Consider the following 25,933-nt stretch of genomic DNA (forward strand, 5'->3'; position numbering starts at 1 on the left):
TCTCAGATCTCCTTGACGCGTTCGAACGGCTCGCGGCAGGCGCGGCAGCGCCAGAGCGCCTTGCAGGCGGTGGAACCGAAGCGGGACAGCTCCTCGGTGTCGGTGCCGCCGCAGTGCGGGCAGGGCACGGGGGCCGCGGCTCCCGTGCGGGTGGGGCCGAGGGCGAGCGGGACGGGCCCGGGCCCTGGTGTGGACGCGACGGCCGAGGTCGGGCGCGGCGGGGCGATACCCGCCTCGGCGAGCTTGCGGCGGCCCTCGGCGGTGATCAGGTCGGTGGACCACGGCGGGTCCAGCCGCAGCCGCACCCGCACCTCCGGGTACCCGGCGGCGCGCAGTCGGCGGTCGACGTCGGCGGCCATCTCGGCGACGGCCGGGCAGCCCGAGTAGGTCGGGGTCAGCCAGGCGGTCACCGCGCCGCTGCCGCCGTCCACCTCGACCCCGGCCAACACGCCCAGGTCGGCCAGGGTGAGCATCGGCAGCTCCGGGTCCGGGACGGCCGCGGCGACCGACCAGGCCAGGTCGCGGGCCGTCCCGGCGGTGCCGGTGCTCCCGGCGGTCCCAGCGGTCCCAGCGGCGCCCATGGTCCCGGCGGTGCCCGTCACCACGTCGCCCCCGGGTGTGCGCGGGCCAGCACCTGCAGCTCGGCGAGCAGCGGGCCGAGCGCCTCGGTGTGCACCCCGTCCCGGCCGGCCCGGCCCAGCACGGTGGCCAGCGGCGGGACGTCCGGCACGGTCAGCCCGGCCTCGGCGATCACGGCGGCCAGCTCGCGCAGCACCGGCTCGCGCAGCTGCGCCGGATCGACGCCGGCCCGGAGCTCCACCGGGTGCGCGGTGAACAGCTCTTCCAGCAGCGGCCAGACCGCGTCCAGCCCTGCCTGCATCCGCTCCGCCGAGTACGGCGTGCCGTCGCCGAGCCGCAGGGTCCAGGCGGTGGCGTACTCGCGGTGGTACGCCAGCTCCTTGACGCCCCGGACGGCGACCGCGGCCAGCACCGGGTCGGGGTGCGAGCCCAGCGCCTCGTACAGTGCGCCGCGGGCGGTGGAGAACAGCAGCAGCCGGGCGATCGAGTACGCGAAGTCGCCGTTCGGGGTCTCCACCAGGCGGACATTGCGGAACTCGTGCTCCTCCCGCCAGTACGCCAGGTCGTCCTCGGTGCGGCCGGAGCCGTCGGCCTGACCGGCCCGGGTGAGCAGCAGCCGGGCCTGGCCGAGCAGGTCGAGGCCGAGGTTGGCGAGCGCGACCTCCTCCTCCAGTTCGGGCGCCCGGGTGCACCACTCGATCAGTCGCTGCGCGAGGATCAGCGCGTCGTCGCCGAGCATCTGGCAGTAGGCGGCGAGGTCGGCGCCGTCCAGGCCGGCGGGCAGGGCGGTGTCCACGCCGAGCAGCGGGTCGGCGAAGCCCGTCCCGTACGCCCAGCGGCCCTCGCCCTCGGGGCCGGGGGTGGCTCCGGCGAGGCTGAGGTAGACGTGGTCGTCCTCGGTGGTGGACGTGGTGTGGTCGTGCACGGTGGCTCCCCCGTCAGATGTGCGGGACATCCTCGGGGATGTCGTAGAAGGTCGGGTGGCGGTAGACCTTGTCACCGCTGGGCTCGAAGAACGGGTCGCGCTCGTCCGGGGTGGAGGCGGTGATCGCGTCCGAGCGGACCACCCAGAGGCTGACGCCCTCGTTGCGACGGGTGTACAGGTCCCGGGCGGCGAGCAGGGCCATCCGGTCGTCGGAGGCGTGCAGCGAGCCGACGTGGACGTGGTTCAGGCCGCGCCGGGGGCGGACGAACACCTCGTACAGCGGCCAGCCGGCCTTGGACTCGGTCACGTTCAGTTCTCCTGTTCGGGGGTGGGCCGCTCGGCGGGCGCAGCTTGTTCGGCGGCGCGCTTGGCCGCGTAGGCGACGGCCGCCTCGCGCACCCAGGCGCCGTCCTCGTGGGCGGCCCGGCGGCGGTCGACTCGCTGGGCGTTGCACGGGCCCTGGCCGTGGATGACCCTGGTCAGCTCGGACCAGTCGGGCTCGCCAAAGTCCCAGCCGCCGCGCTCCTCGTTCCAGCTCAGTTCGGGGTCGGGGAGGGTGACGCCCAGGTGCTCGGCCTGGGGGACGGTCATGTCGACGAAGCGCTGACGGAGTTCGTCGTTGGTGTGGCGCTTGATCCGCCAGGCCATCGAGCGGGCGGTGTTCGGCGACTCGGCGTCCGAGGGGCCGAACATCATCAGCGACGGCCACCACCAGCGGTCGACCGCGTCCTGGACCATCCGGCGCTGGGCATCGGTGCCGCGCATCAGGGTCATCAGCAGCTCGTAGCCCTGGCGCTGGTGGAAGGACTCCTCCTTGCAGATCCGCACCATCGCGCGGGCGTACGGGCCGTAGCTGCAGCGGCAGAGCGGGACCTGGTTGCAGATCGCGGCGCCGTCCACCAGCCAGCCGATCACGCCGACGTCGGCGAAGGTGAGGGTGGGGTAGTTGAAGATCGAGGAGTACTTCTGGCGACCGCTGATCAGCTTCTCGGTGAGCTCGGCGCGGTCGACGCCGAGGGTCTCGGCGGCCGCGTAGAGGTAGAGGCCGTGCCCCGCCTCGTCCTGGGCCTTGGCCAGCAGGATGGCCTTGCGGCGCAGGGAGGGGGCCCGGGTGAGCCAGTTGCCCTCGGGCTGCATGCCGATGATCTCGGAGTGGGCGTGCTGGGCGATCTGGCGGATCAGGGTGGCCCGGTAGGCGTCGGGCATCCAATCCCTGGGCTCGATCCGCTGCTCGGCGGCGATCACCGCGTCGAAACGGTCCTCCGGCGTCTGCGCCGGGACCGCCTCGGCCACCTCTGCTGTCACCACGGTCCCCTCTCGTGTTCCTGCCCTGGTCCCTGCGCCGGCTCTGTGCAGTGACGCCGGGCACCAACCGACTGACCGTTCGGTCGGTACCATTCTGCGCGGCGGAGCGGAGGGATGGCAAGGGAGTGGGAAAACAGATAACAGCTGACAGAATCTGAAATCTGTCAGCTGTTATCCGTCATCTGTCCGCTGTTATCTGTCCGCTGTTACCTGCTGACTGTCTTCTGTTTTCTGCCAGCTGTCACTGCGAGCCGTCAGCCATCCATCGTCAGCCGTCAGCCACCCTCCGCCCGGCTGCCCCACTCACCCTTCCCCACGATCCCGCAGCCGGGGCAGCGGAACGGCGAGCAGCGCCGCGATCAGGGCGATCCTCGGAGCGAGCTGGTCCAGCCGGATGTACTCGTGCCGGGCGTGCGCACCGGCACCCACCGCGCCGAAGCCGTCCAGCGTCGGCAGCCCGCGCGACCCGGGCAGGTTGGTGTCCCCGGCCCCGCCCGCCGGAGCGCCGTCCAGCTGCTGCCCGAGCACCGCCGCGAGCGAACGCACGTGCCGCAGCAGCGGATTGCCGGTCCGCTCGGGCCAGGCCGGCCGACTGGACAGCACCTCCGTGCGCACCCGCGCACCCGGCCGCAGCGCGGTCAACCGCGCGAGGTTGTCCAGCGTGCGGCGCTGCGCCTCCACGGTGGAGAACCGAAGACCTAGCTCGGCCTCGGCCCGTCCGGCGACCACGTTGGCCCGCGAACCCCCGCTGATCCGACCGGCATTGAGCTCGGTCCCGGGCTGGCCTGCGAGTCCGCGGACGAGCACCAGCTGGTCGACGAGCTCGTCCACCGCGGACACCCCGTCGTGGGCGTCGTTGCCCGCATGCGCCTCCCGCCCGGTGACGGTGAGGCGCACCCGGGTGCTGCCGCGCCGCGCGGTCTTCAGCCGCCCGTCCGGATGCGGCGGCTCCAGCCCCAGGACGGCTGCCGCGCCGCGCAGTTGGCGCTCGACCAGGCGGCGCCCGTCCGGGCTGCCGACCTCCTCGTCGGACACCACGACCAGCCGCACGCTGCGGTGCGGCCGCTGCCCCAGGTCCGCGAGCAGCGCCAACGCGCCCTCCAAGACGGCGAGTCCGCCCTTCATGTCGACCACGCCGGGGCCGGTGAGCCGCCCGTCGTGCTCCGCCACCGGCCAGTCCGCCAGCGTGCCGACCGGCCAGACGGTGTCGTGGTGGCCGACGACCAGCAGGTGCGGGAGGGACTCGTCCCGGCCCGGCCACTCGATCACCAGGTGGTCACCGGCCGGCCCGGGTTCGCGGCGTGCGGTGGCCCCCGTAGCGCGGAACCCGGCGGCCAACTCCTCGGCGAGCGCGTCGAGTCGGGGCGCGTCGCCGCTCGGTGACTCGATCCGGGCCAGGTCCGCGCAGCGCCGCCGGACGGCACCCGCGAGCGTGCGGGCCCGGGCACTGAGCGCCTGCGGCAGTCCGGGCAGCGCCGCGGTGGTGCCGGAGGCGACGGCGCCCGCAGCCGACGCGGCAGCTGGGCCCGCGGCGGCACCGGCAGCGGCAGTAGCAGCAGAGGCAGCAGCGGAAGCGGAGGTCGGGGCTTCACCGTCGGGGGCGGCCGGGACCGTCACGGGGACGCGATCGGGCTCCGCGGCAGCACCCGACGCGGCCGGCGACCCGACGATCTGGGGACTCAACGCTCGCCTCCGCGGCCGCAGCCGGTACTCAGCGGCCGGATCGGCCGACCGCTCCCGCCCGGGTACCAGACCCGGCCGGACCGCACCGCTCGGCCCGGAGGCCGGACGGCCCGTCGGAACGGCCCGTCTGGCCCAAGTACGGTGGAACGGCTGGGCGGCGTGCTTGGCATTGCGTCCTCCTCGCTCGATCCGGTGCCCCGGTCCGCCCGGAGCCCCGTGCACGGCGGCTTCCTCGCGGCGGGCGCAGTGGCCGAACCGCCGCAGGGAAGCCGAGATGTGAGCCTAGAAGAACCGTTCGGTTTCCTGCGAGGTGGCCCTGGTCCCAGCGTGCCGGTACGGGCCCCGGCCTCCGTCACCCGTCGGAGGAAGCGGCGGGCGGTCGGCGCGCGGGCCTGGATCGGCGCGCGGGCGCGGTCGCCGGATCACGCCCATCTCCACCATGGACCCGCCGCCCGGGTTCGGCAGCGCAAACCGGCAAGGCACGGCATTTCCACGCCGGATGGGTGACATCGGCTCAGCGAGCGGTACCAACCGGAGGCACGCGGCGGCTCAGGGAAGCCCGCGGCACGGGCCGAACGGTCCTCCGGGGAACGTCCGCGTGAACACCGTCCGACGCTGCGCCCCGCCCTGCCCTCGCGAGCGCCCGCCGTCACCCGCCGTCACCGACCAGCCCCGCATCGCGTGCGAGCAGCGCGGCCTGGACCCGGTTGGCCACGCCGAGCGCGGTCAGGATCCGGCTGACGTGCGCCTTGACGGTGCTCTCCCGCATCCCCAGCACGCCCGCGATCTCCGCGTTGGAGAGCCCGTCCGCGAGTTCGCGCAGCACGTCGCCCTCGCGCGGGGTGAGCCCGGCGATCCGGCTCCGGGCGGCCACCGCCCGGCGCGCGCCGACCCGGTGGTACCGATCGATCAGCCGTCGCGCGGCCGCCGGGTGCAGCATCCCCTGCCCGGAGGCGACCACGTGCACGGCCCGGGCGATCTCGGCGGGCGGGGTGTCCTTGAGCAGGAAGCCGTCCGCCCCGGCGGCGAGCGCCTGGTACACGTACTCGTCCAGGTCGAAGGTGGTGAGCGCGATGACCCGGGGCGCGTCGGGGAGTTGGCGCAGACGGCGGGTGGCGGCGATCCCGTCGAGCCGGGGCATCCGGATGTCCATCAGCGCGACGTCGATCCGGTGCCCGCGGGCGAGTTCGACGGCCTGCAGTCCGTCGACGGCATCGGCGACCACGGTCAGCTCCGGGTCCTGGGCCAGGAGGTCGACCAGCCCGAGGCGCACCAGCGCGTCGTCGTCGACCACCATCGTGCGGATCATGCGGCGTCCTCCGGCTGCGGGGGTTGAGAGGGCTGTGGGTGAGGAGCCCGCGGGCCCGGAGACTCCGACCTCGCGGCCGTCGGGCGCGAGGGCCGCGGCCGGTCCGGCGCGGGCAGCCGGGCGGAGAGCCGGAAGCCGCCGACGGCGTCCGGGCCCGCGTCCAGGTGCCCGCCGAGCGCGCCGACCCGTTCGCCGAGCCCCACCAGAGGTCGCACAGGGCCGGCGCCGGGACGCGCACGGGCGGGGTGGGCGACGCCCGCGTGCAGCACCAGCAGGCTCAACCGGTGGGCCAGCACGTCGTGCATCTCCCGGGCGATCCGGGCCCGTTCGGCGGACCAGGCCTGCTCGGCCCGCAACTCCCGCTCCCGGCGCAGGTTTTCGACCTGGGCGTGCAGGGCGCGGATCAGCGCCCGGCGACCGTGCAGCCACAGACCGAAGGACAACACGGCGACCTGGAGGAGGAGTTGGGACCCAGTGGTGCCCGCCCAGCCGACCAGGGAGTCGGCCCTGGCCGCACTGGCCAGCACGATGACCGCACCTGCGGCCACCGCCGGACCGGTCCGGCAGAGGGAGGCGAGGGGGGCGACGCCGAACAGGCCGGGGAAGGCCCGGTTGAACAGACTGCTGGTGAGCACCGGCAGGACGGCCGAGGCGGCCGGGTGGCGACGGGCGAACAGGAGGGAGAGCGCGGAGAGCGCGGCCACCACGATCCGGTACGGGCGCAGCGGCCCGTCGGCGTGCAGCCACTGGAAGAGGCCCTCCTCGGCGGTGAGCACGAGGATGCCGAGCAGCAGCAGACTGTCGACCCAGGGGCGGTGGTCCGGGCCGTACCAGCCGAGCAGGCCTGTGCGCATCGAGCTCTCCCGTCCGCTTCCACCCGTCCGTTGACGCCGGTTCACGCCCGTTCGCTTCCCCGTATCCGTATCCGCTCGGGTCCGTTCGCGTCCCCGTATCCGTTCCCGCCCCCCCGTATCCGTTCCCGCCCCCCCGTATCCGTTCGCGTCCGTTCGCTCGATGCTACGGGCGGGCACCGGCCCTTCGCCCCCTTCTCCCGGGCAGCCGCTCCCTCGACTTTCGTCGGGGGTCTGCGCCGCTCACCGGCCGGTTCCGGGGCGTCGCGGTCTCCCTAGCGTCGACGCCATGACGACCGAACAACTCCGCCCGGACTCCGGCTCCCTTCCTCAGAACCGCAGTTCGCACCCCTCGCCGTACGGCGGGGACCGCCTGCTGTTCCTCACCGAGGCGCTGCGCACCTTCCACGACACCGGCGCGCTGGCGCCGAGCGGGCCCGATCTGGTCGACGCGCTGGTGGTTCCGGTCACCAGTCGTCCGAACCGCCCGATCTCGGTGCTCGAGGTCGGCGCCGGGACGGGCGTGGTGACCCGCCGGCTGGCCCGGGTGCTGCGCCCGGGCGACCGGCTGCACGTGGTCGAGGCGAACCCGCGGTTCGCCGAGCGGCTGCGTGACGACCCCGTCCTGGCCGCCCGCCGCCCGGAGGTCGGGCTGCGGCTGTCGGTGTGCCGGGTGGAGGAACTACCGGAGGCGACCGACGGTCCGGGCCCGGACAGCCAGGGGGGCGCCGGGCGGTACGACGTGATCGTGTCGGGACTGCCGTTCACCAACTTCGAGCCGGCCCTGGTCCGGCAGGTCCTCGCCCTCTACCTGCGGCTGCTGGCCCCCGGAGGCGAGCTGACCTACTTCGGCTACCTCGGCACCAGCACGGCGCGCACGCTCGTCTCGGGCCCCCGCCGGGTCGCCCGCCACCGGGCGGTGGTGCGACTGCTACGCCGTTTCGAGGCCACCTACGGGCTGGGCGAGCGCACGGCGTGGCGCAACCTGCCGCCCGCCCGGGCCCACCTGCTGCGCTCGCCGGGGCCGTACGCCTGGCGGAAGCCCCCGGGAAGCGGCGGAGGCCGCCCGCGACAGGGGGGAGATCCCGCCCCGCTGAGAGCTCCGGTGCGAACAAATGACAAAAGACAGCGAACAGATTTTGAAATCTGTTCGCTGTCATGCCATAGTGAGACCCGGGTCACACCGCCCTCCGCCGCCCGGCGCCGCATCCGCCCCTGGAGTTCCCATGGCCTCGACCTCTCCCCGCCCCGCCCAGCGCCGCCTCGGCGCCTCCGGCCCGGTCACCTCCGCCCTCGGCCTCGGCTGCATGGGCATGTCCGACCTCTACGGCCCCGCCGACGAGGCCGAGAGCATCGCCACCATCCACGCCGCGCTCGACGCCGGGATCACCCTGCTCGACACCGGTGACTTCTACGGCATGGGCCACAACGAGCTACTGATCCACGAGGCCCTGCGCGGCCGGGACCGCGAGAGCGTGCAGATCAGCGTGAAGTTCGGCGCCCAGCGCGGCCCGGACGGCCAGTGGCTCGGCTACGACTCCAGCCCGGCCGCCACCAAGAGCGCGCTCGCCTACACCCTGCGCCGCCTGCGCACCGACCACGTCGACGTCTACCGCCCGGCCCGGCTCGACCCGAAGGTCCCGATCGAGGAGACCGTCGGCGCCATCGCGGACCTGGTCAAGGCCGGCTACGTCCGCCACATCGGCCTCTCCGAGGTCGGCGCCGACACCCTGCGTCGCGCCGCCGCCGTCCACCCGATCAGCGACCTGCAGATCGAGTACTCGCTGCTCACCCGTTCGATCGAGGCCGAGATCCTGCCCGCCGCGCGCGAACTGGGCATCGGCATCACCGCGTACGGCGTGCTCTCGCGCGGCCTGCTCAGCGGCCACTGGAACCCGGACCGCCCGCTCGCCGGCACCGACTTCCGCGGCGACAGCCCGCGCTTCCAGGGCGACAACCTGGCCCACAACCTCGCCCTGGTCGAGGCGCTGCGCGAGGTCGCCGACGCCAAGGGGGCCAGCGTGGCCCAGGTGGCCATCGCCTGGGTCGCCTCCCGCGGGGAGGACGTCGTCCCGCTGGTCGGCGCCCGCCGCCGGGACCGGCTGGCCGAGGCGCTCGGCTCGCTGGACGTCACCCTGACCCCGGCCGACCTCACCGCCATCGAGGCGGCCGTCCCCGCCGGTGCCGCCGCCGGCGACCGGTACGCTGCCGCGCAGATGGCGCGCCTGGACAGCGAACGCTGACCGACCCAAGCTGACCGAGCCCCCGCCGACCAGCGGAAATCCCCCGCGCCACCCCCGACCGCACGACCCTAAGGACGGCCCCCGTGACCACGGACACCGCACTCACCGCCGAACAGATCCTGATCGCGGCGGAGGAAGTCCTCCGGCGGTTCGGCCCGGCCAAGGCCACCGTCGTGGACGTCGCCCGGGAGCTCGGCGTCAGCCACAGCAGCGTCTACCGCCACTTCCCCAGCAAGGCCGCCCTGCGCGAGGCGGTCACCCAGCGCTGGCTCGACCAGGCGCACTTCGAGCTGAAGGCCGTCATGGACGACTCCGGCGGCGCCGCCGAGCGCCTCGAACGCTGGCTGACCACGCTGTTCGCGGCCAAGCGGAAGAAGGCGCTGGACGACCCGGAGCTGTTCGCCACCTACATGGTGCTGGTCGAGGAGAACAGCCAGACCGTCGAGGAGCACATCGACACGCTGGTCACGCAGATCGCCGAGATCTTCCAGGACGGCGTGGACGGCAGGGAGTTCAAGCCCGCCCACGTCCTCACCACCGCCCGCGCGGTCTTCGACGCCACCGCCCCCTTCCACGACCCCGCCTACGCGTCGACCTGGGCCGAGCCGACCGCGGACGAGCGTTTCAGGGCCGTCTGGAAGCTCGTCCTCGGCGGCCTGAAGGCCAAGTGAGCCACAGCCGTCACGTCGGGGCGTCGGCGGCCGGGGCGTATTCCGGTCGCCGGCGCCCCGGCATCTCCGGCAGACTGCGCGCACAGTTGATCTCGATCGGAGGATGACATGCGTGCGACCGGCCCGGTCCTGGACAGCCTGCGGGGCCTCGCGCTCGGCGACGCCTTCGGCGACCGCTGGTTCTCCGCCCCCGTCGACGAGGCCCCCGTCGACCTGGCCGCCCGCCTGGTCCGCCCCGCGCCCTGGCACTGGACGGACGACACCGCGATGGCCCTCGTCCTGGTCCGCCACCTCACCGTCCACGGCGAGGTCCGGCAGGACGCGCTGGCCGGGGAGTTCGCGGCCGAGTACGCCCGCGAGTACCAGCGCAAGTGGGACCGCGGCACGCCGACGGGCCGGCCCCTGGAATCCCCCCGGTTGCACCGGCCCGTCGAACCGCTCCGGCCCCGCTGTCAGCGGCGCGAGTTGCCGAACAGCAGCCGGTAGGCGATCAGCAGCACCAGCGCACCGCCGATCGCGGACACCCAGGTCGGCCCGTCGAAGAAGCGGGCCGTGATCGACCGGTGCATGAAGTGCGACGCGATCCAGCCGCCGACGAAGGAACCGGCGATCCCGATCAGGGTCGTCACGATCAGGCCGCCCGGGTCCCGCCCCGGCAGCAGCAGCTTGGCCAGGGCTCCGGCCACCAGACCCAGCACGATCCACGCGATGATGCTCATCCGACCCTTCCCTCCCGTCCGTGGCGCGACGGCCCCGTCCCGCGCGCCCTGCTCCGAAGGACGCCCTTCCCACCCGCCCGGTTCCGACCGGGCCGGCCGAGCGGCACGATCCGGCCACCCGAATCCGACCGGTCCGCACGTGCCGTCCTTCCGACCGTGCCCGTCCTGCTCGACGCCCCCTTCTGGTCCGCGCGACTCACCGCACCCGGCACCTTTGCCATCCGTCACCTGTCAGGTGTTCGCCGACCCCCGCCCGCCACCGGCAGCCCGCTGAGCGCCAGGTACACCACCGAGGCCGAGGCGAAGCCGACCGCCCAGCCGTAGTCGGCGAGGGGCTTGAGGAAGGGGATCATGCCGTCGACCGGGAAGGGTCCCTGTTCGGCGCCGTGGGAGTCGACGCCGGAGTACGAGCCGCCGACCGCCAGCAGGCCGCCGACCAGCAGGGCGGCGACCGCCCGCCAGTTCCAGCCGGCCGCGTACCAGTAGGCACCGAACGGGCGGTACAGGTCGGCGAGTTGAAGGCGTGTGCGGCGCAGCGCCCAGTAGTCGGCGATCAGCACCCCGGCGACCGTTCCGAGCAGGCCGCCGACCACGCCCAGCCAGACGTAGATGTAGACGTGCGGGTCGGCGGTCAGCTTCCAGGGGAGGATCGCGATCCCGACCACGCCGGTGATCAGCGCCCCGGTACGGAAGTTGATGAACCGGGGCACCAGGTTGGTCAGGTCGTAGGCCGGTGAGACGACGTTGGCGGCGACGTTCACCGACAGCGTCGCGACCAGGACGGTCAGCAGCGCGAACAGGACGGCCGCCGGGCTCTCCATCTTCGCGGCGAGCTTGATCGGGTCCCACACCGGCTCGCCGTACACCGCCTCCGACCCGGAGGTGACCAGCACGGACAGCAGGGCGAAGAGCGTCATCGTCGTCGGCAGGCCGAGCGCCTGGCCGCGGATCTGGGCCCGCTGGCTGCCGCCGAAGCGGGTGAAGTCGGGGATGTTGAGCGACAGCGTGGACCAGAACCCGATCATCCCCATCAGCGACGGGAAGAAGACCTTCCAGAACCCGCCGCCCCAGCCCAGTCGGGACGGCTGGTCGAGCAGCGGCCCCAGCCCGCCCGCCTTGACCGCGATCCACCCCAGCAGGGCGAGCGCGCCGACGATGACGAACGGCGCCGCCCAGTTCTCGAAGCGCCGCAGCGTCTCCATCCCCCGGGCGATGATGACCATCTCGACCAGCCAGAACAGCAGGAAGGAGGCCCACTGCGTCCACGGGTACCCGCCGAACTCCGTCGCGGTGCGCCAGGATTCGCCGAACAGCTTGCCCGCCAGAAGGAAGATCCCCTCGCCCCCGATCCAGGTCTGGATGCCGAACCAGGCGCAGGCCACCGCCGCCCGGATGAGCGCGGGCAGGTTGGCACCGCGCAGTCCGAACGAGGCCCGGGCGAACACCGGGAAGGGGATGCCGTACTTGGTGCCCGCGTGCCCGGTGAGCAGCATCGGCGCGAGCACGATCAGGTTGGCGAGCGCGATGGTCAGTACCGCCTGCTTCCAGTCCATGCCGATCGCGACCAGGCCCGAAGCCAGCGTCCAGGACGGGATGTTGTGGGCCATGCCGACCCAGAGTGCGAGGAAGTTGTAGGTGGTCCAGGTGCGCCGCCGCACCGGGACCGGCCGGAGGTCGTCACTGGTGAAGCCGTTGGACGGCAACGTCCCCTCGGCCGGGTCGAGTTCGACCCGGCCGTCGGGGTGCTGCCGCTGTCTTCCGCCGCCGGTCGCGGTGTCGGCCATGGGCGACTCCCGTCTGCCGCAGGGGGTGTCAGAGGTGAGGGATGACGTCCGTTCCGTACGCGTCGATGGTGGCCTCGACGGCGTCGTGCATGGCGTAGACGGCGAACTGGTCGACGCCGAGCGAACGGAGCTCGGCGAGCCGGGCGCGCTGGGTCTCCACCGGCCCGATCAGGCAGAAGCGGTCGACGATCCCGTCCGGGACGAACGCCGTGTCGGGGTTCCCGGCCCGGCCGTGGTGGCTGTAGTCGTAACCCTGGCGGTTCTTGATGTAGTCGGTCAACGCGTCGGGCACCAGGTCGGAGTGCTCGCCGTAGTGGCTGACCAGGTCGGCGACGTGGTTGCCGACCATCCCGCCGAACCAGCGGCACTGCTCGCGGGCGTGGGCGAGCGCGGCCGGCGAGTCGTCCGCGGTGACGTACGCGGGCGCGGCCACGCAGATGGCGACCGAGGACGGGTCCCGGCCCGCCTCGACGGCCGCCTTCCGGACCGCCTTGACCATGTACTCGGTGAGGTACGGGTCGGCCAACTGCAGGATGAATCCGTCCGCCTGGCGGCCGGTCAGCGCCAGCGCCTTCGGCCCGTACGCACCCATCCAGATCGGCAGCGAGGCGCCGGGGCCGACCCACGGCAGGTGCATCTCGGTGCCGTCTACCTCGACGGTGCGCCCTTCGGCCAACTCCTTGACGGCGTGCATGGCTTGGGAGAGCCGGTCGAGGGTGGCGGGGCGGCGCCCGGCGACCCGCATGGCGGAGTCGCCGCGCCCGATGCCGCAGACCGTGCGGTTGCCGTACATGTCGTTGAGCGTGGCGAACAGGGAGGCGGTGACCTCCCAGGTGCGGGTGGACGGGTTGGTGACCATCGGGCCGACGGTCAGGCGCTCGGTCTCGGCGAGGATGCGGCTGTAGATGACGAAGGGCTCCTGCCACAGCACGCAGGAGTCGAAGGTCCAGCCGTGGCTGAACCCGGCCCGCTCGGCGCGGATCATCCGGTCGATGAGCAGGCGGGCGGGCGGGTCGGTCTGCAGGACGAGGCCGATGTCCATGGGTGGCTCCGGGGAGAGGGGTGGGAGGGCGGACCCGGGGCCGGCACGCACGGCGCGCGGCAGGGCCCCGGGCCCGGATCGGGAAGGGAAAGGCGGGGAGAGGGATCAGGTCAGGTACTGGCAGGTGTCGCGGCGTAGGAAGGTGCCGTGCCCGGCCCGACCGAGCCAGCGGCCGCCGTCCAGCACCACGGTGCCGCGCGAGAGCACCGTCCGGGCCCGGCCGGTGAGTCGCCGGCCCTCGTAGGCCGAGTAGTCCACGTTCATGTGGTGGGTGGCGGCGGAGACGGTCTGCACGGCGGTGGGGTCGTAGACGACGAGGTCGGCGTCCGCGCCCGGCGCGACGGTGCCCTTGCGCGGGTGCAGCCCGAACATCCGGGCCGGGGTGGTGCAGGCGATCTCGACCCAGCGGCGCCGGCTGATCTGCCCGTCCACCACGGCCTGGTGCAGCAGGTCCATCCGGTTCTCCACGCCCGGAAGCCCGTTGGGGATCTTCGAGAAGTCGCCGCGGCCGAGTTCTTTCTGCCCGACGTAGCAGAACGGGCAGTGGTCGGTGGAGACCACCTGGAGGTCGTTGGTGCGCAGGCCCCGCCAGAGCGCCTTCTGGTGCTCGCGTGGCCGGAGCGGTGTGCTGCACACGTACTTGGCCCCCTCGAAGCCGTCCGCGCCCTGCTCGGCGAGGTTGTCGGTGGAGAGGAAGAGGTACTGCGGGCAGGTCTCGCCGAAGACGTTGAGCCCGGCGTCGCGGGCCCGGGCGAGTTCGTCGAGCGCCGAGGCGGCGGAGACGTGCACGACGTAGAGCGGGCTGCCCGCCACCTGCGCGAGCTTGATCGCCCGGTGGGTGGCCTCGGCCTCCAGCAGTTCACGCCGGACCTCGCCGTGGAAGCGCGGAGTGGTGTGCCCGGCGGCGAGGGCCTGTTCGACCAGGACGTCGATGGCGATGCCGTTCTCGGCGTGCATCATGATCAACCCGCCGTTGGCCGCCCCGCGCTGCATGGCCCGCAGGATGCGGCCGTCGTCGCTGTAGAAGACGCCGGGGTAGGCCATGAAGAGCTTGAAGGAGGTGGACTCGCCGGAGTCGACCAGCGCGTCCATCTCCTTGAGGACGGCGTCGTTGACGTCCGAGACGATGGTGTGGAAGGCGTAGTCGATCGCGCAGTTGCCCTCGGCCTTCGCGTGCCAGGCGTCCAGGCCCTCACGCAGCGCGCCGCCGACGGGCTGGACGGCGAAGTCGACGATGGTGGTGGTGCCGCCCCAGGCGGCGGCGCGGGTGCCGGTCTCGAAGGTGTCGGAGGCCGCGGTGCCGCCGAACGGCAGTTCCATGTGGGTGTGGGCGTCGACGCCGCCCGGGATGACGTAGTGGCCGGTGGCGTCGATGACGGTGTCGGCGGTCCAGGCCTCGGCGGCGGCACTGCCGGTGGCGGCCAGGGCGGCGACGCGCTCGCCCTCGATCAGGACGTCGGCGTGGAGTTCGTCGGTGGCGGTGATGACGAGGCCGCCGCGGACGACGGTGCGCTGCTGCGGGTCGCGGGTGGTCATCGCGGTGCTCCTCAGGCCTCGGCGAGCGGTCCGTAGGCGTCGGGCCGGCGGTCGCGGTAGAACGCCCATTGCTGGCGGACCTGTTCGATCAGGCCGAGGTCGAGGTCTCGGACGACGAGTTCCTCCTCCTTGTCGGAGGCGACGTCGCCGACGAACTGGCCGCGCGGGTCGACGAAGTAGGAGGTGCCGTAGAAGTCGTTGTCGCCGTACTCCTCGGTGCCGACCCGGTTGATGGCGGCGACGAAGTACTCGTTGGCGACGGCGGCGGCGGGCTGTTCGAGCTGCCACAGGTAGGCGGACAGGCCGCGGCTGGTCGCGGAGGGGTTGTAGACGATCTGCGCACCGGCCAGGCCGAGGGCGCGCCAGCCCTCGGGGAAGTGCCGGTCGTAGCAGATGTAGACGCCGACCTTGCCGACGGCGGTGTCGAAGACGGGCCAGCCGAGGTTGCCGGGCTTGAAGTAGTACTTCTCCCAGAAGCCCTTGACCTGCGGGATGTGGTGCTTGCGGTACTTGCCGAGGTAGCTGCCGTCCGCGTCGATCACCGCGGCGGTGTTGTAGTACACCCCGGTCTGCTCCTCCTCGTAGACCGGCACGACGATCACCAGGCCGAGTTCACGGGCGAGGTCCTGCATCCGGCGCACCGTCGGGCCGTCCGGGACGGCCTCGGCCCAGCGGTAGTGCTCGGGCTCCTGGACCTGACAGAAGTACGGGGAGTTGAAGACCTCCTGGAAACCGATGATCCCGGCGCCCTGGGCGGCGGCCTCGCGGGCGTACCGCTCGTGGAGCGCGATCATGCTCTCCTGGTCGCCGGTCCAGCGGGTCTGGACGAGCGCGGCACGGACGATCTGCGACATGGGTACCTCCGCAACTCCGCGTCCCGGCCGTGCGGTCGGGCCCGCGGTCTGAGGGTTGACGGGGCGGTCTCGCCCTGCGGGTCCGCTCGGGGAACCGCAGGGGTCTACGTGATGGGTCTACGTGCGTAGAAAGCGATCTGTAGACGGTAGGCCGGTCCTCGGTGGCCTGACAATACGTTGGCGGAAACGCGTCTGGGGCGATCTCGTCGAGCGGACACGCGGACGGTCCCGTGCGGGATGAAACGCTCATCTACCCCGCAAGTGACCTCCTTACTCATTCGAGTGAAAGCGGACCCCGAGGGTGCGGAATCGGCCACGGCAGGGTAGAACGCGCTTGGGCTCGCCAACGGACCGTCATCTGACGTCCCTGTGGCGCGACTTCGCGGATCAGGTCCAGGCAGCGACGGTCGGTACGGGGCCGAACGGGGGGTGTACGGATGGCAGCGGTCGAGGGGCACGAGGAGCGTACGGCGGACACCACGGCGACGACGGGCACATCGACGCCGAACGCGACGCCCGGGACGCCCGGGACAGCCGGGACGACCCCGTCGGCCGGGGGCGACGGCCCGGCGGGCCGGCCACCGGCGCTGCCCGCCTGGGCGGGCCTGGTACTCGCCCTCGCGGCCCTGCTGCCGCTCGCCCTCGGCCTCCTGCTGAGCCGGTCGCCGGTGTCGCGGACCGGCCTGACCGCCCTGCAACTGGCCGGTTCCCGGGCGTCCGCCGAGGCGGTCGTCGGCGACCGCTCTGCGGCCTACCGGGCCGCCCTGCGCGCCGAACCCTGGCTGATCGCCGGCTACGGACTGACGCTGGCAGCCGCCGCACTGCTGGGCGGCTACGTGCTGGGGCGGCGGCTACGGCTCGGCCCGGCGCTCGCGGTCGGGGCCGCGGGGCTGCTCGCAGCGGCCTGCGACCTCGGGGCGAACGTCCTGCTGCGCCTCGGGCTCGGCCACGGCGGCTCCGACGCGCCCTTCGCGGTGGCGGCGGCGCTCGCCATCGTCGCCCGGCTGCTGCTCCTGCCCGCCGGGGTGGCCGCCGCAGGCCTGCTCGCCGTGACGGCCGCCCGGGCGGTACGCGGCCTCCGGCGGGCGGCCGCGAAATCCGCCGACGAAGCCGACGACGCCGACCCACAGCGCCCGGCACTGATCCCACCGTGGCCGGTGGCCCCGCGACACGGCGGGCCGCCGCGCGGAGCACCGCAGCAGGAACCGCCGGCGGCCGACGCCCCCGGCGCCCACACCCACTGGCGCGACGCGGGCCGGGTGCCGCCCGGCCGTGAGCCCGCCGAGCTGGGCTTCTGCGCCTCCGGCGGCGGCATCCGCTCGGCCTGCGTCACGCTCGGCGCGCTCCAGGCCCTGCGCCCCTGGCTGAAACGCGCGCGCTACCTGGTCTCCGTCTCGGGCGGCGGCTACACCGTGGGCGCACTGCAACTCGCGCTCAGCGACTCCGCCCCCGGCAGTCCGGTGCACGCCGTCTCGGGCCTGACCGCCGACACCGTGATGGAGCCCGGCTCCCCGGAGGAGGACCACCTCCGCAGGCACAGCAAGTACATCGCCGACGGCGCGGGCGAATGGCTGGTCGCCCTCGGAACGCTGCTGCGCGGCGTGCTCTCCGCGCTGGCCCTGCTGCTGGCCGCCGTCCTGGTGCTCGGCCTCGGCCTCAGCCGCTTCTACCACGCCGTCCCGCTCACCGATCTGGGCGCCCTGGCGGCGGCGGGGCTGCGCCACCCGGGCGCCGTGCCGGGCTCCCTGGCGTTCCGGACACCCGCGTTGGCCGCCCTCGGCACGTCACTGGCGGCCGCCGCCGGGTGCTGGCTGCTGTGGCTGCTTGCCTTCCCGCCGCTCGGCTGGCACGCGCTGCTGCCGCGCGCCCTGCGCCGGCTCAACTACGCCGCGCTCTCGCTGGCCGGACTGCTGGCCGTCGGGGTGCTGGCGGTGCCGGGCCTGGCCTGGGGCGCGGTCCGGCTCCAGCAGGCGTTGGCGGCCGGACCCCAGCTGACCGGCGCCGGGCTCAGTCTGACGGTGGTGCTCAGCTACCTCGCCCTCTTACTCGGCATACTCTGGCGCGACCGCCGGGCGATCGGCCGGGGGGTTGGCGTCCTCGGCGGGGCGCTGCGCGGGGCGAGCCGCTTCGGCGGCGCGCTGACCGTCAACCTCCCCCAGTACCTCGTGGTGTGGGCCGCCCTCGCCACGCTGACGGCCGGCGCGCTGCTGTCCCTCGGCTGGGCGGTCGCCACCGGGTACGCCTGGCCGCCGGCCGTCCAGGTGCTGCTGCCGCTGGTGCTCGGCGCCGTCGGGCTCAACCTCGACCAGACCTGGATGAGCCTGCACCCGTTCTACCGCCTGCGCCTGGCCTCGGCGTTCGCCGTACGCCGGGTCACCGAGGGCGGCCGCACGCTGGCCCGCCGGTACGACTTCTACCGGGAGCAGACCTGGCTGAGCCACTACGCCGCCCGGCATCCCGACTTCCCACAGGTGATCTTCTCGGCCGCGGCCAACCTGTCCGGCAACTCCCGCACGCCGCCCGGCCGTCGGGCCGTCTCCTTCTCGCTCTCCCACGACTACGTGGGCGGTCCGGACGTCGGGTACGCGCGCACCGACCTGCTGGAGCGGCGCACCCGCCGGCACATCGCCCGGGACCTCACCGTGCAGTCGGCGATGGCCGTCTCCGGCGCCGCCTTCTCCTCCGCGATGGGCCGCCAGTCCCGGGTGTACCAGGGGCTGTTCGCGGTGACCAACGCCCGGCTCGGGACGTGGCTGCCCAACCCGGCCCAGCTCGGCCCGTCCTGGTCCGGCACACCGGACTGGCGGCGCGCCGAGCAGCCCGCCGTCCGCCGGCTCCCGTACCAACTGCGGGAGCTGACCGGCCGGTTCCCCGTGCACGACCGCTTCCTGCTCACCACCGACGGCGGGCACTACGAGAACCTCGGCCTGGTCGAACTGCTGCGGCACCGGGTGCGGACGGCGGTGAGCATCGACGCCAGCGGGGACTCCGGCTACGCCGGCAACCTGGCCGCCGCGATCACCCTGGCCCGGGAGGAGCTGGGCATCGTCATCACCCTGCACCAGCCGGAGCTGCTGATCCCGGGCGGCACCACCGCCGACCGGGGCGCGGGCGGCACGCCCTTGCAGGGGCTGGCGGTCCAGCTCGCCGACCGGCTCTCGGCCCGGGGCGTGATCACCGGGGACATCCACTACCCGGCCGTCGACGGTGAGCCGGACTCGGAACGGTACGGCACGCTGATCGTCCTCCAGGCGGTACTGACCGCCGACATGCCCTTCGAGCTGCACTCCTACGCGGTGGCCAACCGCGCCTTCCCGAACGACGGCACCAGTGACCAGTGGTTCGACCACCAGCAGTTCGACGCCTACCAGACCCTCGGCCGCTACCTGGGTGAGCAGGCCGGACCGGTGATCGAGCAGGCCCTCGCGGCCGCCCCGGCCGGATCCGCCCGGGCCGGATCCGCCACCGACGGATACGCCGCGCCCGTCCCCGCGCAGCCGCCGGGGGGCTCGGCCCCGACGCCGTCCGACCGGTCGGCAGACAGCCCGCCGGTGCCGCGCCGTCCTGCGGAGGGGTGAGCCGGAGTTTCACGTCGCGGTCGGGCCGGGAGGGGTGGGCCGGCGGGCGGGCCGGGGGGTCGACGTCGGGCGTTGACGCGCGGGAGTTAACAGGGCGCAACAGGCGGGCGCCCCGGCTTGACTTCGTCCGACCGGCTCGGAAAGGATCCGGTGCATGGACTCCGGCACCACTCTGGTTTGCCGCCTGCACGTCGATCTGCGACGCCAGGCGAGTTCCATCTGTGCCTGTTGACCTTGCTCCGCACCGCTGGCACCCCCCTGTGACCTCTGCCAGGGCCCGTACCGCGCACCCGCACTCGCAGTTCTGAACCCCGCCCGCCCGGCGGCACCCGTACGTGCCGCGACCGGTCGCTCCGCAGCCACGCCACCGGCCCGGGCGCACCCCTGCCGACGTTCCCGCCGCACCCGAGGACGCCCCATGAGCCCGGACCTCGTCTCCGAGACCCCACCGCACAGCCTCCACGCCCCGAACGCCCTGAACGCCCCCCTCAGCCCGCTCAGCCCGCTCACTCCGGACGCCCCACACGCCCCGCTCAGTTCGAACGCCCTGCGGACCGTCGTCCGCGAGCTGGCCGAGCAGCCCGAGCAGTGGATCCACCTGGTCCGGCTCTCCACCGATGAGCGCTGGTACCAGCGGCTGGTGGCCGAGGACGACCACGAGGTCTGGCTGATCAGCTGGCTGCCTGGCCAGTCGACCGGCTTCCACGACCACGGCGGCTCGCGCGGCGCGTTCGCCGTCGCCCTCGGCGAGTTGGAGGAGCTGTCCCTCGGCGGGCCCGACCAGGGCCTGCTGATCCGCCGGGTCCCGGCCGGAACCGCCCGCGCCTTCGGACCGGAGTACGTGCACGACGTGCGCAACACCGCCTCCGGCCCGGCCGTGACCCTGCACGCCTACTCGCCCCCGCTCAGCTCGATGGCGCACTACGACCTGCGGGCCGGCGGGCTCGTCCGCACCTCGGAGGAAGGACCGGAACAGTGGTGACCACGATCGACGACCTGGTGGAGCGGGCCCGTGAGGGCGTCCACCGCCCGCGCGCCCGGGAGGCGTACCAGGCCCAGCTGGACGGCGCGCTGCTGGTGGACATCCGTCCGGCGGCGCAGCGGGCGGCCGAGGGCGAGATCCCCGGCTCGCTGATCATCGAGCGCAACGTCCTGGAGTGGCGGCTCGACCCGACGGGCAGTCACCGCATTCCCGAGGCCTCGGGCTACGACATCGAGGTGATCGTGGTCTGCTCGGAGGGCTACGCCTCCAGTCTGGCCGCGGCCTCGCTGCGCGAACTGGGCCTGCACCGGGCGACCGACCTGGACGGCGGATTCGTCGGATGGGCGGCGGCGGGACTGCCGACCCGTTAGTGCCCGCTCCGGCGGCTGAGCCGGGGTCACACCGCGTGCCGGGCCGTAAATCAGGGACAGGAGATGATGCAGGTCATAGTCTGATCAGAGTTTCCGCCGGTCCCAAGCTGGGCAGCCACGCGGGCGGAAGAACGCCCGGGCGGTGCAACCGCCGTCAACCGAACAAGCCGAACACGCGAACGCTCAGATTGAGCCGAACGACCGACAGACACAGGCGCCGCCTCCCCGGGGCGCCCTGACGAGGAAACACTCCGTGATCAGATTCGAGGGCGCCGGCAAGCGCCACCCCGACGGCACCGTCGCGGTCGAGGGCCTGGACCTGGAGGTCCCGACCGGTCGGATAACCGTCCTGGTAGGGCCGTCCGGCTGCGGCAAGACCACCCTGCTGCGCATGGTCAACCGGATGGTCGAGCCCACCTCGGGCCGGGTGCTGCTGGACGACACCGACGTCGCCGAGCTGGAGCCCGCCAAGCTGCGCCGAGGCATCGGGTACGTGATCCAGCAGGCCGGGCTCTTCCCGCACCGCAAGGTGATCGACAACATCGCCACCGTCCCGTACCTGCTCGGCTGGGACCGCAAGAAGGCCCGTGCCCGGGCCGCCGAACTGCTCGAACTGGTCGGACTCGCGCCCGAAACCGCCAAGCGCTACCCGTTCCAACTGTCCGGCGGCCAGCAGCAGCGGGTCGGCGTGGCCAGGGCGCTGGCCGCCGACCCGCCGGTGCTGCTGATGGACGAACCCTTCAGCGCCGTCGACCCGGTGGTGCGGGCCGGGCTCCAGGAGGAGCTGCTGCGGCTGCAGTCCGAGCTGCACAAGACGGTGTTGTTCGTCACCCACGACATCGAGGAGGCCGTCCGGCTCGGCGACCAGGTCGTGGTGCTGCGCGAGCACGGCCGGATCGCCCAGCTGGCCGACCCGCACACCCTGCTGACCTCCCCCGCCGACGACGGTGTGGCCGCCTTCCTCGGCCGCGACCGGGGCCTGCGCGGCCTCGGCCTGCGGCCCGCGAAGGCGGTCGAGCTGCGCCCGGTCGACGACGGACTCCGCTACGGCGGCTGGGAGTTGGCCCTGGACGACGAACGCCGTCCGATCGGCTGGATCGACCGCAGCGCCGGCACCGCCGAACTGCAGCCGTCGGCCGGCTACCGCCCGGACTCCGACACCCTGCGCGCCGCCCTGGACGCCGCCGTACTCTCCCCCGCCGGGGTCGCGGTCGCGCTGGACGCCGACGGCCGGGCGATCGGCACGGCGAGCCGCGAGGCCGTCCTCGCCGCGCTCACGCCGGCCGGCGGCGGGCCCGTCAGCGTACGGAAGCCCGACCCGGCCGACGCGATGGGCACCCCCGCCGGAGCCGACACGGTGGGCACGGCCGACGGAGCCGACGTGGTGGGCACGGCGGACGGAGCCGACGGTGGACGATGAACCGATCGTCCGCTGGTACTGGATCGGCGACCACCTCGGCTACCTCGGCAACCTGCTCGCCGACCACGCGGTGATCGCCCTGGTCCCGGTGCTCATCGGCCTGCTGCTGGCCGTCCCGCTCGGGCTGGCCTGTGCCCGCTTCCCCCGGCTGTACCAGCCGCTGTCCGCCGTCTTCAACATCGTCTACGCGCTGCCCTCGCTGGCCGTCTTCGTGGTGCTGATCCCGTACACCGGGCTCGCCACCCAGGCGACGGTGATGTTCCCGCTCACCTTCTACGCCCTCGCCGTCCTGCTGCCGACCACGGTGGACGGGCTGCGCGCCGTCCCGGACTCCGTCCGGCAGGCCGCCACCGCGATGGGCTACGGGCCGTGGCACCGGCTGACCGCCGTCGAACTGCCCGCCGCCGTGCCGTACCTGATCGCCGGGCTGCGGGTCGCCGCGGTGTCCAGCATCTCGCTGGCCAGCGTCGGCGCGCTGGTCGGGCGCGGCGGGCTCGGCTACCTGTTCGTCGACGGCTTCCAGCGCACCTTCCCGACCCCGATCGTGGCCGGAATCACGCTGATCGCCGTCCTGGCGCTGGCGGTCGACCTGCTGCTGGTGGCCGCCCGCCGGCTGCTAGCGCCCTGGGCCGTCCGGGAACAGGGGGCGGGCTCGTGAACTGGCTGAACTGGCTGAGCGACTTCTTCTCCGACCCGGACCACCGCAGCGGTCCGGACTCGATCCTGCACCGGGTCTCCGAGCACCTGACGCTCTCCGGCGAGGCCCTGCTCTACGCGGCGCTGCTCGCCGTCCCGCTCGGGCTGCTGATCGGCTACACCGGGCGCGGCGTCAACGTGGTCACCGCGCTCGCCGGGGCCGCCCGTGCGCTGCCGACCCTCGGCCTGGTGACGCTCGCGGTGCTGCTCGCCGGGGTCGGCGACACCGCCGTGCTGTTCCCACTGGTCGCGCTGGCGGCGCCGCCGCTGCTGGTGGCGGCCGTCGAGGGGGTGCGCGGAACCGACCCGGACGTCCGGGACGCGGCGCGCGGGATCGGGCTGACCCATTCCCAGGTGCTCCTCCAGGTCTGCCTGCCCTCCGCCGCGCCGACCCTGCTGGCCGGCTTCCGCACCGCGACCGTCCAGGTGATCGCCACCGCCACGGTGGCCGCCTACGTCGGGCTGGGCGGCCTGGGCCGCTACGTCATCGACGGGCTGGCCACCCGGCAGTACGCGGTGACCGTGGGCGGTGCGCTGCTGGTGGTGCTGCTCGCGGTCGGTGCCCAGCTGTTCTTCGCCCTGCTCGCCCGGTTCGCGCTCCCGCCCGGGGTGCGCGCCCAGCGCCGGGCCCGCTGAGGCCGTTCCTCTCCCATCCGTTCCGGAAGGACAACTGTCACCATGTCGACAATGAACAGAAGCAGGCGCGCCGTACTCCTCGGCACCCTCGCCGCGCTCGCCCTGGGCGCCACCGCCTGCGGCTCCTCCGCGAGCAGCAGCAACCCGCTCGGCGGCGGGTCGAGCGCCGCGGCCTCCGGGGCCGGTTCCACCGCCGGAGGCGGCTCCGGCGGGACGGTGGTCGTCGGCTCGGCGAACTTCCCGGAGAACGTCCTGCTGGGCTCGATCTACTCGCAGGCGCTCAAGGCCAAGGGCGTCAACGTCGAGGAGAAGTTCAACATCGGCAGCCGTGAGGTGATCTACGGGCAGCTGCAGAGCGGCAACCTGACCGTCCTGCCCGAGTACAACGGCTCGCTGCTCGCCTACCTGGACGCCAAGAACACCGCCGTCACCACTCAGGACGTGAACGCGGCGCTGGCCAAGGCGCTGCCCTCCTCGCTGGCGGTCCTCGACTCCTCCCCCGCCGAGGACAAGGACTCGCTCAGCGTCGCCCAGGAGACCGCCGACAAGTACAACCTCAAGAGCATCTCCGACCTGGCCGCCAAGGCGGGCGAGTTCACCATCGGCGGGCCTCCGGAGTTCAAGTCCCGCCGGGAGCAGCAGTTCAAGGACGTCTACGGGCTGACCTTCAAGGAGTGGAAGCCCACCGCCGACACCACCGCGAACGCGCTCAAGGACGGCAGCATCCAGGTGGGCAACGTGTTCACCACCGATCCGAAGATCGTCCAGTACAAGCTCGTCGCGCTGAGCGACCCGAAGAACGTCTTCGGCGCGCAGAACATCACCCCGCTGGTCAACAAGGCGGGCCTGGACGCCACCGCGACGGCGGCACTCAACGCGGTGTCGGCCAAGCTCGACACGGCGGGGCTGACAGGGCTGATGAAGCGCGTCTCGGTCGACAAGGAGGACCCGTCGACGGTGGCCAGGGACTGGCTGAAGGCCAACGGGCTCGCCTGACGGCCGGAGCGCCCACGGCGGACACCGGGCAGCCGGGCAGCGGGCACCGACTCGCCGGCAGCCGGGCGGGCAGCAGACGGCGGTGCGCGGAGAGGAGTCCTCCGCGCACCGCCGTTCGCCGCGTTCGGGGCCGCGTCACGCCCGCCGCAGGGGACCTTCCCTTCCACGCCGCGAACATGACAGTGTGGCGCCATGCGCACTCGTCTCCTCGCCGCCTCCCTCACGGCACTCGCCGCGGTGAGCCTCGCTGCCTGCTCCAGTTCCGGTTCCGGCTCTGCTTCGAGCTCCGCTTCGAACTCGAACAAGGTCACCGCCGCGGCCGGCTCCCCCACCGACGCCGCCGCCACCGCGTCCAGCGGCGCCACACCCGGCTCGACCGCTCCGGCGACCACCGCGCCCGGCACGTCCGCGCCGGCCGACCCCTCGACGCCCGGCACGGACGGGTCGGCCCCGGCCAAGCCCGCCCCGCCCGCCGACGCCGGACTGCCCGCCAAGCCGGACGCCGGCCTGACCGGCAAGGTCGTCGCCGCCCTGAACGCGGTCGACCCGGCGATCGTCGGCGGCAAGCCCGACCAGGTGGTGGAACAGGCTCGCAAGCAGTGCCAGGCGATGTACCAGTTCCCCAAGGACTCGGCGAAACTGGTCCAACTCGCCGAGCAGCACTTCACCTCGCCCGACCACCCCCAGGGCTTCGGTCCGGACACCGCCGCGAAGATCAACGACGCTCTGCGCGCCACCCTCTGCCCACCGCAGCGCTGACGCCCTCCGCCGCATCCCCGAACCGCCCGGTGTCCTGAGCACCGGGCAGCCGTGGCCGCGCCCCGCCCGCCGGGTGCGCGGCCATCGGCGTCCGCGGGCGACGATTCACCGAACTCCCGTACGAGAGGGACGGGAGTCGGGTAACGTCAGCGGAGGTGAGCCGGGAAGACTGGTCGGCAGTGCGCCGAACCCTGCCCCGAGGAGCCACCGTGAGCGTCGACCGGACCGCCCCGACCACCGTCGACGCCGCCCGTCCGTTGCAGCTCGGCCCGCTGGTGCGCACCGACGACCACTGGGTGATCGGCGACCACACCCGCAAGGCCCATCTCGCCCTCCTCCCCGAGGGCATGGAGCACCGCGTCGTCGGCGAGGAACCTGAGCTGGTCGCCTGGAGCCGCTTCCGGGGCATCCACCTCCAGGTCGCCTGCGACCCCGTCTCCGCCACGAGGACCTTCGCCCTCCTCACCCTGCGCCCCAGCAACCCCTGGGCGGGCGCCGAGCTGGGATCCAGACTGCGCGACCCGGAGGAGGACTGGCGCGCGAACTACACCCACCACCGCGCCCTGTACTCCTTCCGCCACATCCTGCTGCTCCGCTTCATGCTCATGCACGTCTCCTGCAAGCACCACCCCGAACTCCTCGGCGACGACACCTGGTTGACCTGGGCCGTCGGCAAGCTCGCACCGCTGCGCTGCTACCAGGAGACCACCGCCCTGCGGATGGTCGAGGAGACGCTCGGCGACCTGCGCCGCCGCCCCGCCTGAGGACCCCCGGCCGACCGCCCGCAGCACACCGCTTCGCCGCGCCCCGGCCTCCGATCACTTCCCTTCGGCGACCGGGGCCGTATGCTGACGAACAGTTAGGACCCTTGACAGACAAGTGGTCTAGTCCAAACATAAGCATGTCGATCCGACCGGGATGCACTGTGGGGGTGTGACCACCGGCGGCTGAGGCACCGCCCTGCCCTGCTCCGCACCACCCCCGCTCCGTACGG

Annotated in this window: 26 protein-coding genes; 14 read left to right on the forward strand and 12 right to left on the reverse strand. The window is 73.3% G+C overall.

Annotation, left to right across the window (positions count from 1 at the left end):
* Positions 1–2: 2 nt before the first annotated feature.
* The 7 genes from paaD to BOQ63_RS13380 all read right to left on the reverse strand — a co-directional run bounded on the left by paaD (position 3) and on the right by BOQ63_RS13380 (position 6,655).
* Positions 3–581: a 1,2-phenylacetyl-CoA epoxidase subunit PaaD gene (gene paaD, locus BOQ63_RS13350; protein ID WP_046385925.1), complete on the reverse strand. Its 579-nt coding sequence runs from the start codon at positions 579–581 to the stop codon at positions 3–5.
* Positions 582–598: 17 nt separating this feature from the next.
* A complete protein-coding gene (paaC, locus tag BOQ63_RS13355) occupies positions 599–1,534 on the reverse strand; it encodes a 1,2-phenylacetyl-CoA epoxidase subunit PaaC (RefSeq protein ID WP_078867124.1) in 936 nt (311 codons plus the stop codon).
* Entirely contained in the window at positions 1,518–1,811 is a 294-nt protein-coding gene (gene paaB, locus BOQ63_RS13360) for a 1,2-phenylacetyl-CoA epoxidase subunit PaaB (protein WP_030234269.1), read from the reverse strand. The genes paaC and paaB overlap by 17 nt, the downstream gene beginning before the upstream one ends.
* A gap of 2 nt (positions 1,812–1,813) precedes the next feature.
* Positions 1,814–2,902, reverse strand: a complete 1,089-nt coding sequence (paaA, locus tag BOQ63_RS13365) for a 1,2-phenylacetyl-CoA epoxidase subunit PaaA (protein WP_078938671.1) — start codon at positions 2,900–2,902, stop codon at positions 1,814–1,816.
* A 210-nt stretch (positions 2,903–3,112) separates the two neighbouring features.
* Positions 3,113–4,426 carry a M20 family metallopeptidase gene (locus tag BOQ63_RS13370; protein ID WP_223885921.1) on the reverse strand — a complete coding sequence of 438 codons (1,314 nt, stop codon included), beginning with the start codon at positions 4,424–4,426 and terminating at the stop codon, positions 3,113–3,115.
* Positions 4,427–5,141: 715 nt separating this feature from the next.
* Positions 5,142–5,801, reverse strand: a complete 660-nt coding sequence (locus BOQ63_RS13375; RefSeq protein WP_030280331.1) for a response regulator — start codon at positions 5,799–5,801, stop codon at positions 5,142–5,144.
* The gene (locus BOQ63_RS13380) at positions 5,798–6,655 is read right to left on the reverse strand and encodes a histidine kinase (RefSeq protein ID WP_072654304.1); all 858 of its coding nucleotides are present in this window, start codon (positions 6,653–6,655) and stop codon (positions 5,798–5,800) included. The genes BOQ63_RS13375 and BOQ63_RS13380 overlap by 4 nt, the downstream gene beginning before the upstream one ends.
* A gap of 286 nt (positions 6,656–6,941) precedes the next feature.
* Here BOQ63_RS13380 and BOQ63_RS13385 point away from each other — a divergent pair, with 286 nt between their 5' ends.
* From BOQ63_RS13385 to BOQ63_RS13400, 4 genes are all read left to right on the forward strand, one after another.
* Positions 6,942–8,060, forward strand: a complete 1,119-nt coding sequence (locus BOQ63_RS13385) for a class I SAM-dependent methyltransferase (RefSeq protein WP_072654305.1) — start codon at positions 6,942–6,944, stop codon at positions 8,058–8,060.
* Entirely contained in the window at positions 7,960–8,895 is a 936-nt protein-coding gene (locus BOQ63_RS13390) for an aldo/keto reductase (RefSeq protein WP_223885922.1), read from the forward strand. The genes BOQ63_RS13385 and BOQ63_RS13390 overlap by 101 nt, the downstream gene beginning before the upstream one ends.
* Positions 8,896–8,978: 83 nt before the next feature.
* The gene (locus BOQ63_RS13395; protein ID WP_072654306.1) at positions 8,979–9,566 is read left to right on the forward strand and encodes a TetR/AcrR family transcriptional regulator; all 588 of its coding nucleotides are present in this window, start codon (positions 8,979–8,981) and stop codon (positions 9,564–9,566) included.
* Between the two features lie 108 nt (positions 9,567–9,674).
* On the forward strand, positions 9,675–10,052 hold the full coding sequence (locus BOQ63_RS13400; RefSeq protein WP_079183587.1) for an ADP-ribosylglycohydrolase family protein: 378 nt from the start codon (positions 9,675–9,677) through the stop codon (positions 10,050–10,052).
* Here BOQ63_RS13400 and BOQ63_RS13405 read toward each other — a convergent pair.
* The 5 genes from BOQ63_RS13405 to BOQ63_RS13425 form a co-directional block, all read right to left on the reverse strand.
* A complete protein-coding gene (locus BOQ63_RS13405) occupies positions 10,019–10,285 on the reverse strand; it encodes a GlsB/YeaQ/YmgE family stress response membrane protein (RefSeq protein ID WP_030280319.1) in 267 nt (88 codons plus the stop codon). The genes BOQ63_RS13400 and BOQ63_RS13405 overlap by 34 nt on opposite strands.
* Before the next feature lie 224 nt (positions 10,286–10,509).
* Complete coding sequence (locus tag BOQ63_RS13410) at positions 10,510–12,069, reverse strand: NCS1 family nucleobase:cation symporter-1 (protein ID WP_072654307.1); 1,560 nt, start codon at positions 12,067–12,069, stop codon at positions 10,510–10,512.
* A 28-nt stretch (positions 12,070–12,097) separates the two neighbouring features.
* Entirely contained in the window at positions 12,098–13,111 is a 1,014-nt protein-coding gene (locus tag BOQ63_RS13415) for a TIGR03842 family LLM class F420-dependent oxidoreductase (protein WP_030280315.1), read from the reverse strand.
* 105 nt (positions 13,112–13,216) lie between these two features.
* The gene (gene hydA / locus BOQ63_RS13420; RefSeq protein ID WP_072654308.1) at positions 13,217–14,647 is read right to left on the reverse strand and encodes a dihydropyrimidinase; all 1,431 of its coding nucleotides are present in this window, start codon (positions 14,645–14,647) and stop codon (positions 13,217–13,219) included.
* Positions 14,648–14,658: 11 nt separating this feature from the next.
* The gene (locus BOQ63_RS13425; protein WP_030280311.1) at positions 14,659–15,501 is read right to left on the reverse strand and encodes a nitrilase-related carbon-nitrogen hydrolase; all 843 of its coding nucleotides are present in this window, start codon (positions 15,499–15,501) and stop codon (positions 14,659–14,661) included.
* Positions 15,502–15,938: 437 nt separating this feature from the next.
* On the opposite strand from BOQ63_RS13425, the gene BOQ63_RS13430 reads away from it, so the two are divergent.
* From BOQ63_RS13430 to BOQ63_RS13475, 10 genes are all read left to right on the forward strand, one after another.
* Positions 15,939–19,079, forward strand: a complete 3,141-nt coding sequence (locus BOQ63_RS13430; protein WP_150475865.1) for a hypothetical protein — start codon at positions 15,939–15,941, stop codon at positions 19,077–19,079.
* Positions 19,080–19,233: 154 nt separating this feature from the next.
* Positions 19,234–19,311: a putative leader peptide gene (locus tag BOQ63_RS13435; protein ID WP_101948289.1), complete on the forward strand. Its 78-nt coding sequence runs from the start codon at positions 19,234–19,236 to the stop codon at positions 19,309–19,311.
* Positions 19,312–19,497: 186 nt separating this feature from the next.
* The gene (locus BOQ63_RS13440; protein ID WP_079183588.1) at positions 19,498–20,061 is read left to right on the forward strand and encodes a cysteine dioxygenase; all 564 of its coding nucleotides are present in this window, start codon (positions 19,498–19,500) and stop codon (positions 20,059–20,061) included.
* Positions 20,055–20,432, forward strand: coding sequence for a rhodanese-like domain-containing protein (locus tag BOQ63_RS13445; RefSeq protein WP_030280305.1), 378 nt, complete (start codon positions 20,055–20,057; stop codon positions 20,430–20,432). The genes BOQ63_RS13440 and BOQ63_RS13445 overlap by 7 nt, the downstream gene beginning before the upstream one ends.
* A gap of 253 nt (positions 20,433–20,685) precedes the next feature.
* A complete protein-coding gene (locus BOQ63_RS13450) occupies positions 20,686–21,852 on the forward strand; it encodes an ABC transporter ATP-binding protein (RefSeq protein ID WP_078867122.1) in 1,167 nt (388 codons plus the stop codon).
* On the forward strand, positions 21,842–22,510 hold the full coding sequence (locus BOQ63_RS13455) for an ABC transporter permease (RefSeq protein ID WP_030280301.1): 669 nt from the start codon (positions 21,842–21,844) through the stop codon (positions 22,508–22,510). The genes BOQ63_RS13450 and BOQ63_RS13455 overlap by 11 nt, the downstream gene beginning before the upstream one ends.
* The gene (locus BOQ63_RS13460) at positions 22,507–23,184 is read left to right on the forward strand and encodes an ABC transporter permease (protein ID WP_030280299.1); all 678 of its coding nucleotides are present in this window, start codon (positions 22,507–22,509) and stop codon (positions 23,182–23,184) included. Before BOQ63_RS13455 ends, BOQ63_RS13460 begins: the two co-directional genes overlap by 4 nt.
* Before the next feature lie 51 nt (positions 23,185–23,235).
* Complete coding sequence (locus BOQ63_RS13465) at positions 23,236–24,180, forward strand: ABC transporter substrate-binding protein (RefSeq protein WP_030280297.1); 945 nt, start codon at positions 23,236–23,238, stop codon at positions 24,178–24,180.
* Between the two features lie 192 nt (positions 24,181–24,372).
* The gene (locus BOQ63_RS13470; RefSeq protein WP_150475867.1) at positions 24,373–24,939 is read left to right on the forward strand and encodes a hypothetical protein; all 567 of its coding nucleotides are present in this window, start codon (positions 24,373–24,375) and stop codon (positions 24,937–24,939) included.
* 209 nt (positions 24,940–25,148) lie between these two features.
* Positions 25,149–25,703, forward strand: coding sequence for a hypothetical protein (locus BOQ63_RS13475; protein ID WP_072654310.1), 555 nt, complete (start codon positions 25,149–25,151; stop codon positions 25,701–25,703).
* The last annotated feature ends 230 nt before the right edge of the window (positions 25,704–25,933 follow it).

The organism is Streptomyces viridifaciens, assembly GCF_001888885.2.
Lineage (GTDB): Bacteria > Actinomycetota > Actinomycetes > Streptomycetales > Streptomycetaceae > Kitasatospora > Kitasatospora aureofaciens.

Bases quoted from the DNA above. Each gene is read 5' to 3' on its own strand.
- paaD (WP_046385925.1), bottom strand. From the start codon at position 581: ATGGGCGCCGCTGGGACCGCTGGGACCGCCGGGAGCACCGGCACCGCC.
- paaC (WP_078867124.1), bottom strand. From the start codon at position 1,534: ATGTCCCGCACATCTGACGGGGGAGCCACCGTGCACGACCACACCACG.
- paaA (WP_078938671.1), bottom strand. From the start codon at position 2,902: ATGGTACCGACCGAACGGTCAGTCGGTTGGTGCCCGGCGTCACTGCAC.
- BOQ63_RS13375 (WP_030280331.1), bottom strand. From the start codon at position 5,801: ATGATCCGCACGATGGTGGTCGACGACGACGCGCTGGTGCGCCTCGGG.
- BOQ63_RS13380 (WP_072654304.1), bottom strand. From the start codon at position 6,655: ATGCGCACAGGCCTGCTCGGCTGGTACGGCCCGGACCACCGCCCCTGG.
- BOQ63_RS13385 (WP_072654305.1), top strand. From the start codon at position 6,942: ATGACGACCGAACAACTCCGCCCGGACTCCGGCTCCCTTCCTCAGAAC.
- BOQ63_RS13390 (WP_223885922.1), top strand. From the start codon at position 7,960: ATGGGCATGTCCGACCTCTACGGCCCCGCCGACGAGGCCGAGAGCATC.
- BOQ63_RS13400 (WP_079183587.1), top strand. From the start codon at position 9,675: ATGCGTGCGACCGGCCCGGTCCTGGACAGCCTGCGGGGCCTCGCGCTC.
- BOQ63_RS13405 (WP_030280319.1), bottom strand. From the start codon at position 10,285: ATGAGCATCATCGCGTGGATCGTGCTGGGTCTGGTGGCCGGAGCCCTG.
- BOQ63_RS13410 (WP_072654307.1), bottom strand. From the start codon at position 12,069: ATGGCCGACACCGCGACCGGCGGCGGAAGACAGCGGCAGCACCCCGAC.
- BOQ63_RS13415 (WP_030280315.1), bottom strand. From the start codon at position 13,111: ATGGACATCGGCCTCGTCCTGCAGACCGACCCGCCCGCCCGCCTGCTC.
- hydA (WP_072654308.1), bottom strand. From the start codon at position 14,647: ATGACCACCCGCGACCCGCAGCAGCGCACCGTCGTCCGCGGCGGCCTC.
- BOQ63_RS13425 (WP_030280311.1), bottom strand. From the start codon at position 15,501: ATGTCGCAGATCGTCCGTGCCGCGCTCGTCCAGACCCGCTGGACCGGC.
- BOQ63_RS13430 (WP_150475865.1), top strand. From the start codon at position 15,939: ATGGCAGCGGTCGAGGGGCACGAGGAGCGTACGGCGGACACCACGGCG.
- BOQ63_RS13435 (WP_101948289.1), top strand. From the start codon at position 19,234: ATGGACTCCGGCACCACTCTGGTTTGCCGCCTGCACGTCGATCTGCGA.
- BOQ63_RS13440 (WP_079183588.1), top strand. From the start codon at position 19,498: ATGAGCCCGGACCTCGTCTCCGAGACCCCACCGCACAGCCTCCACGCC.
- BOQ63_RS13465 (WP_030280297.1), top strand. From the start codon at position 23,236: ATGAACAGAAGCAGGCGCGCCGTACTCCTCGGCACCCTCGCCGCGCTC.
- BOQ63_RS13470 (WP_150475867.1), top strand. From the start codon at position 24,373: ATGCGCACTCGTCTCCTCGCCGCCTCCCTCACGGCACTCGCCGCGGTG.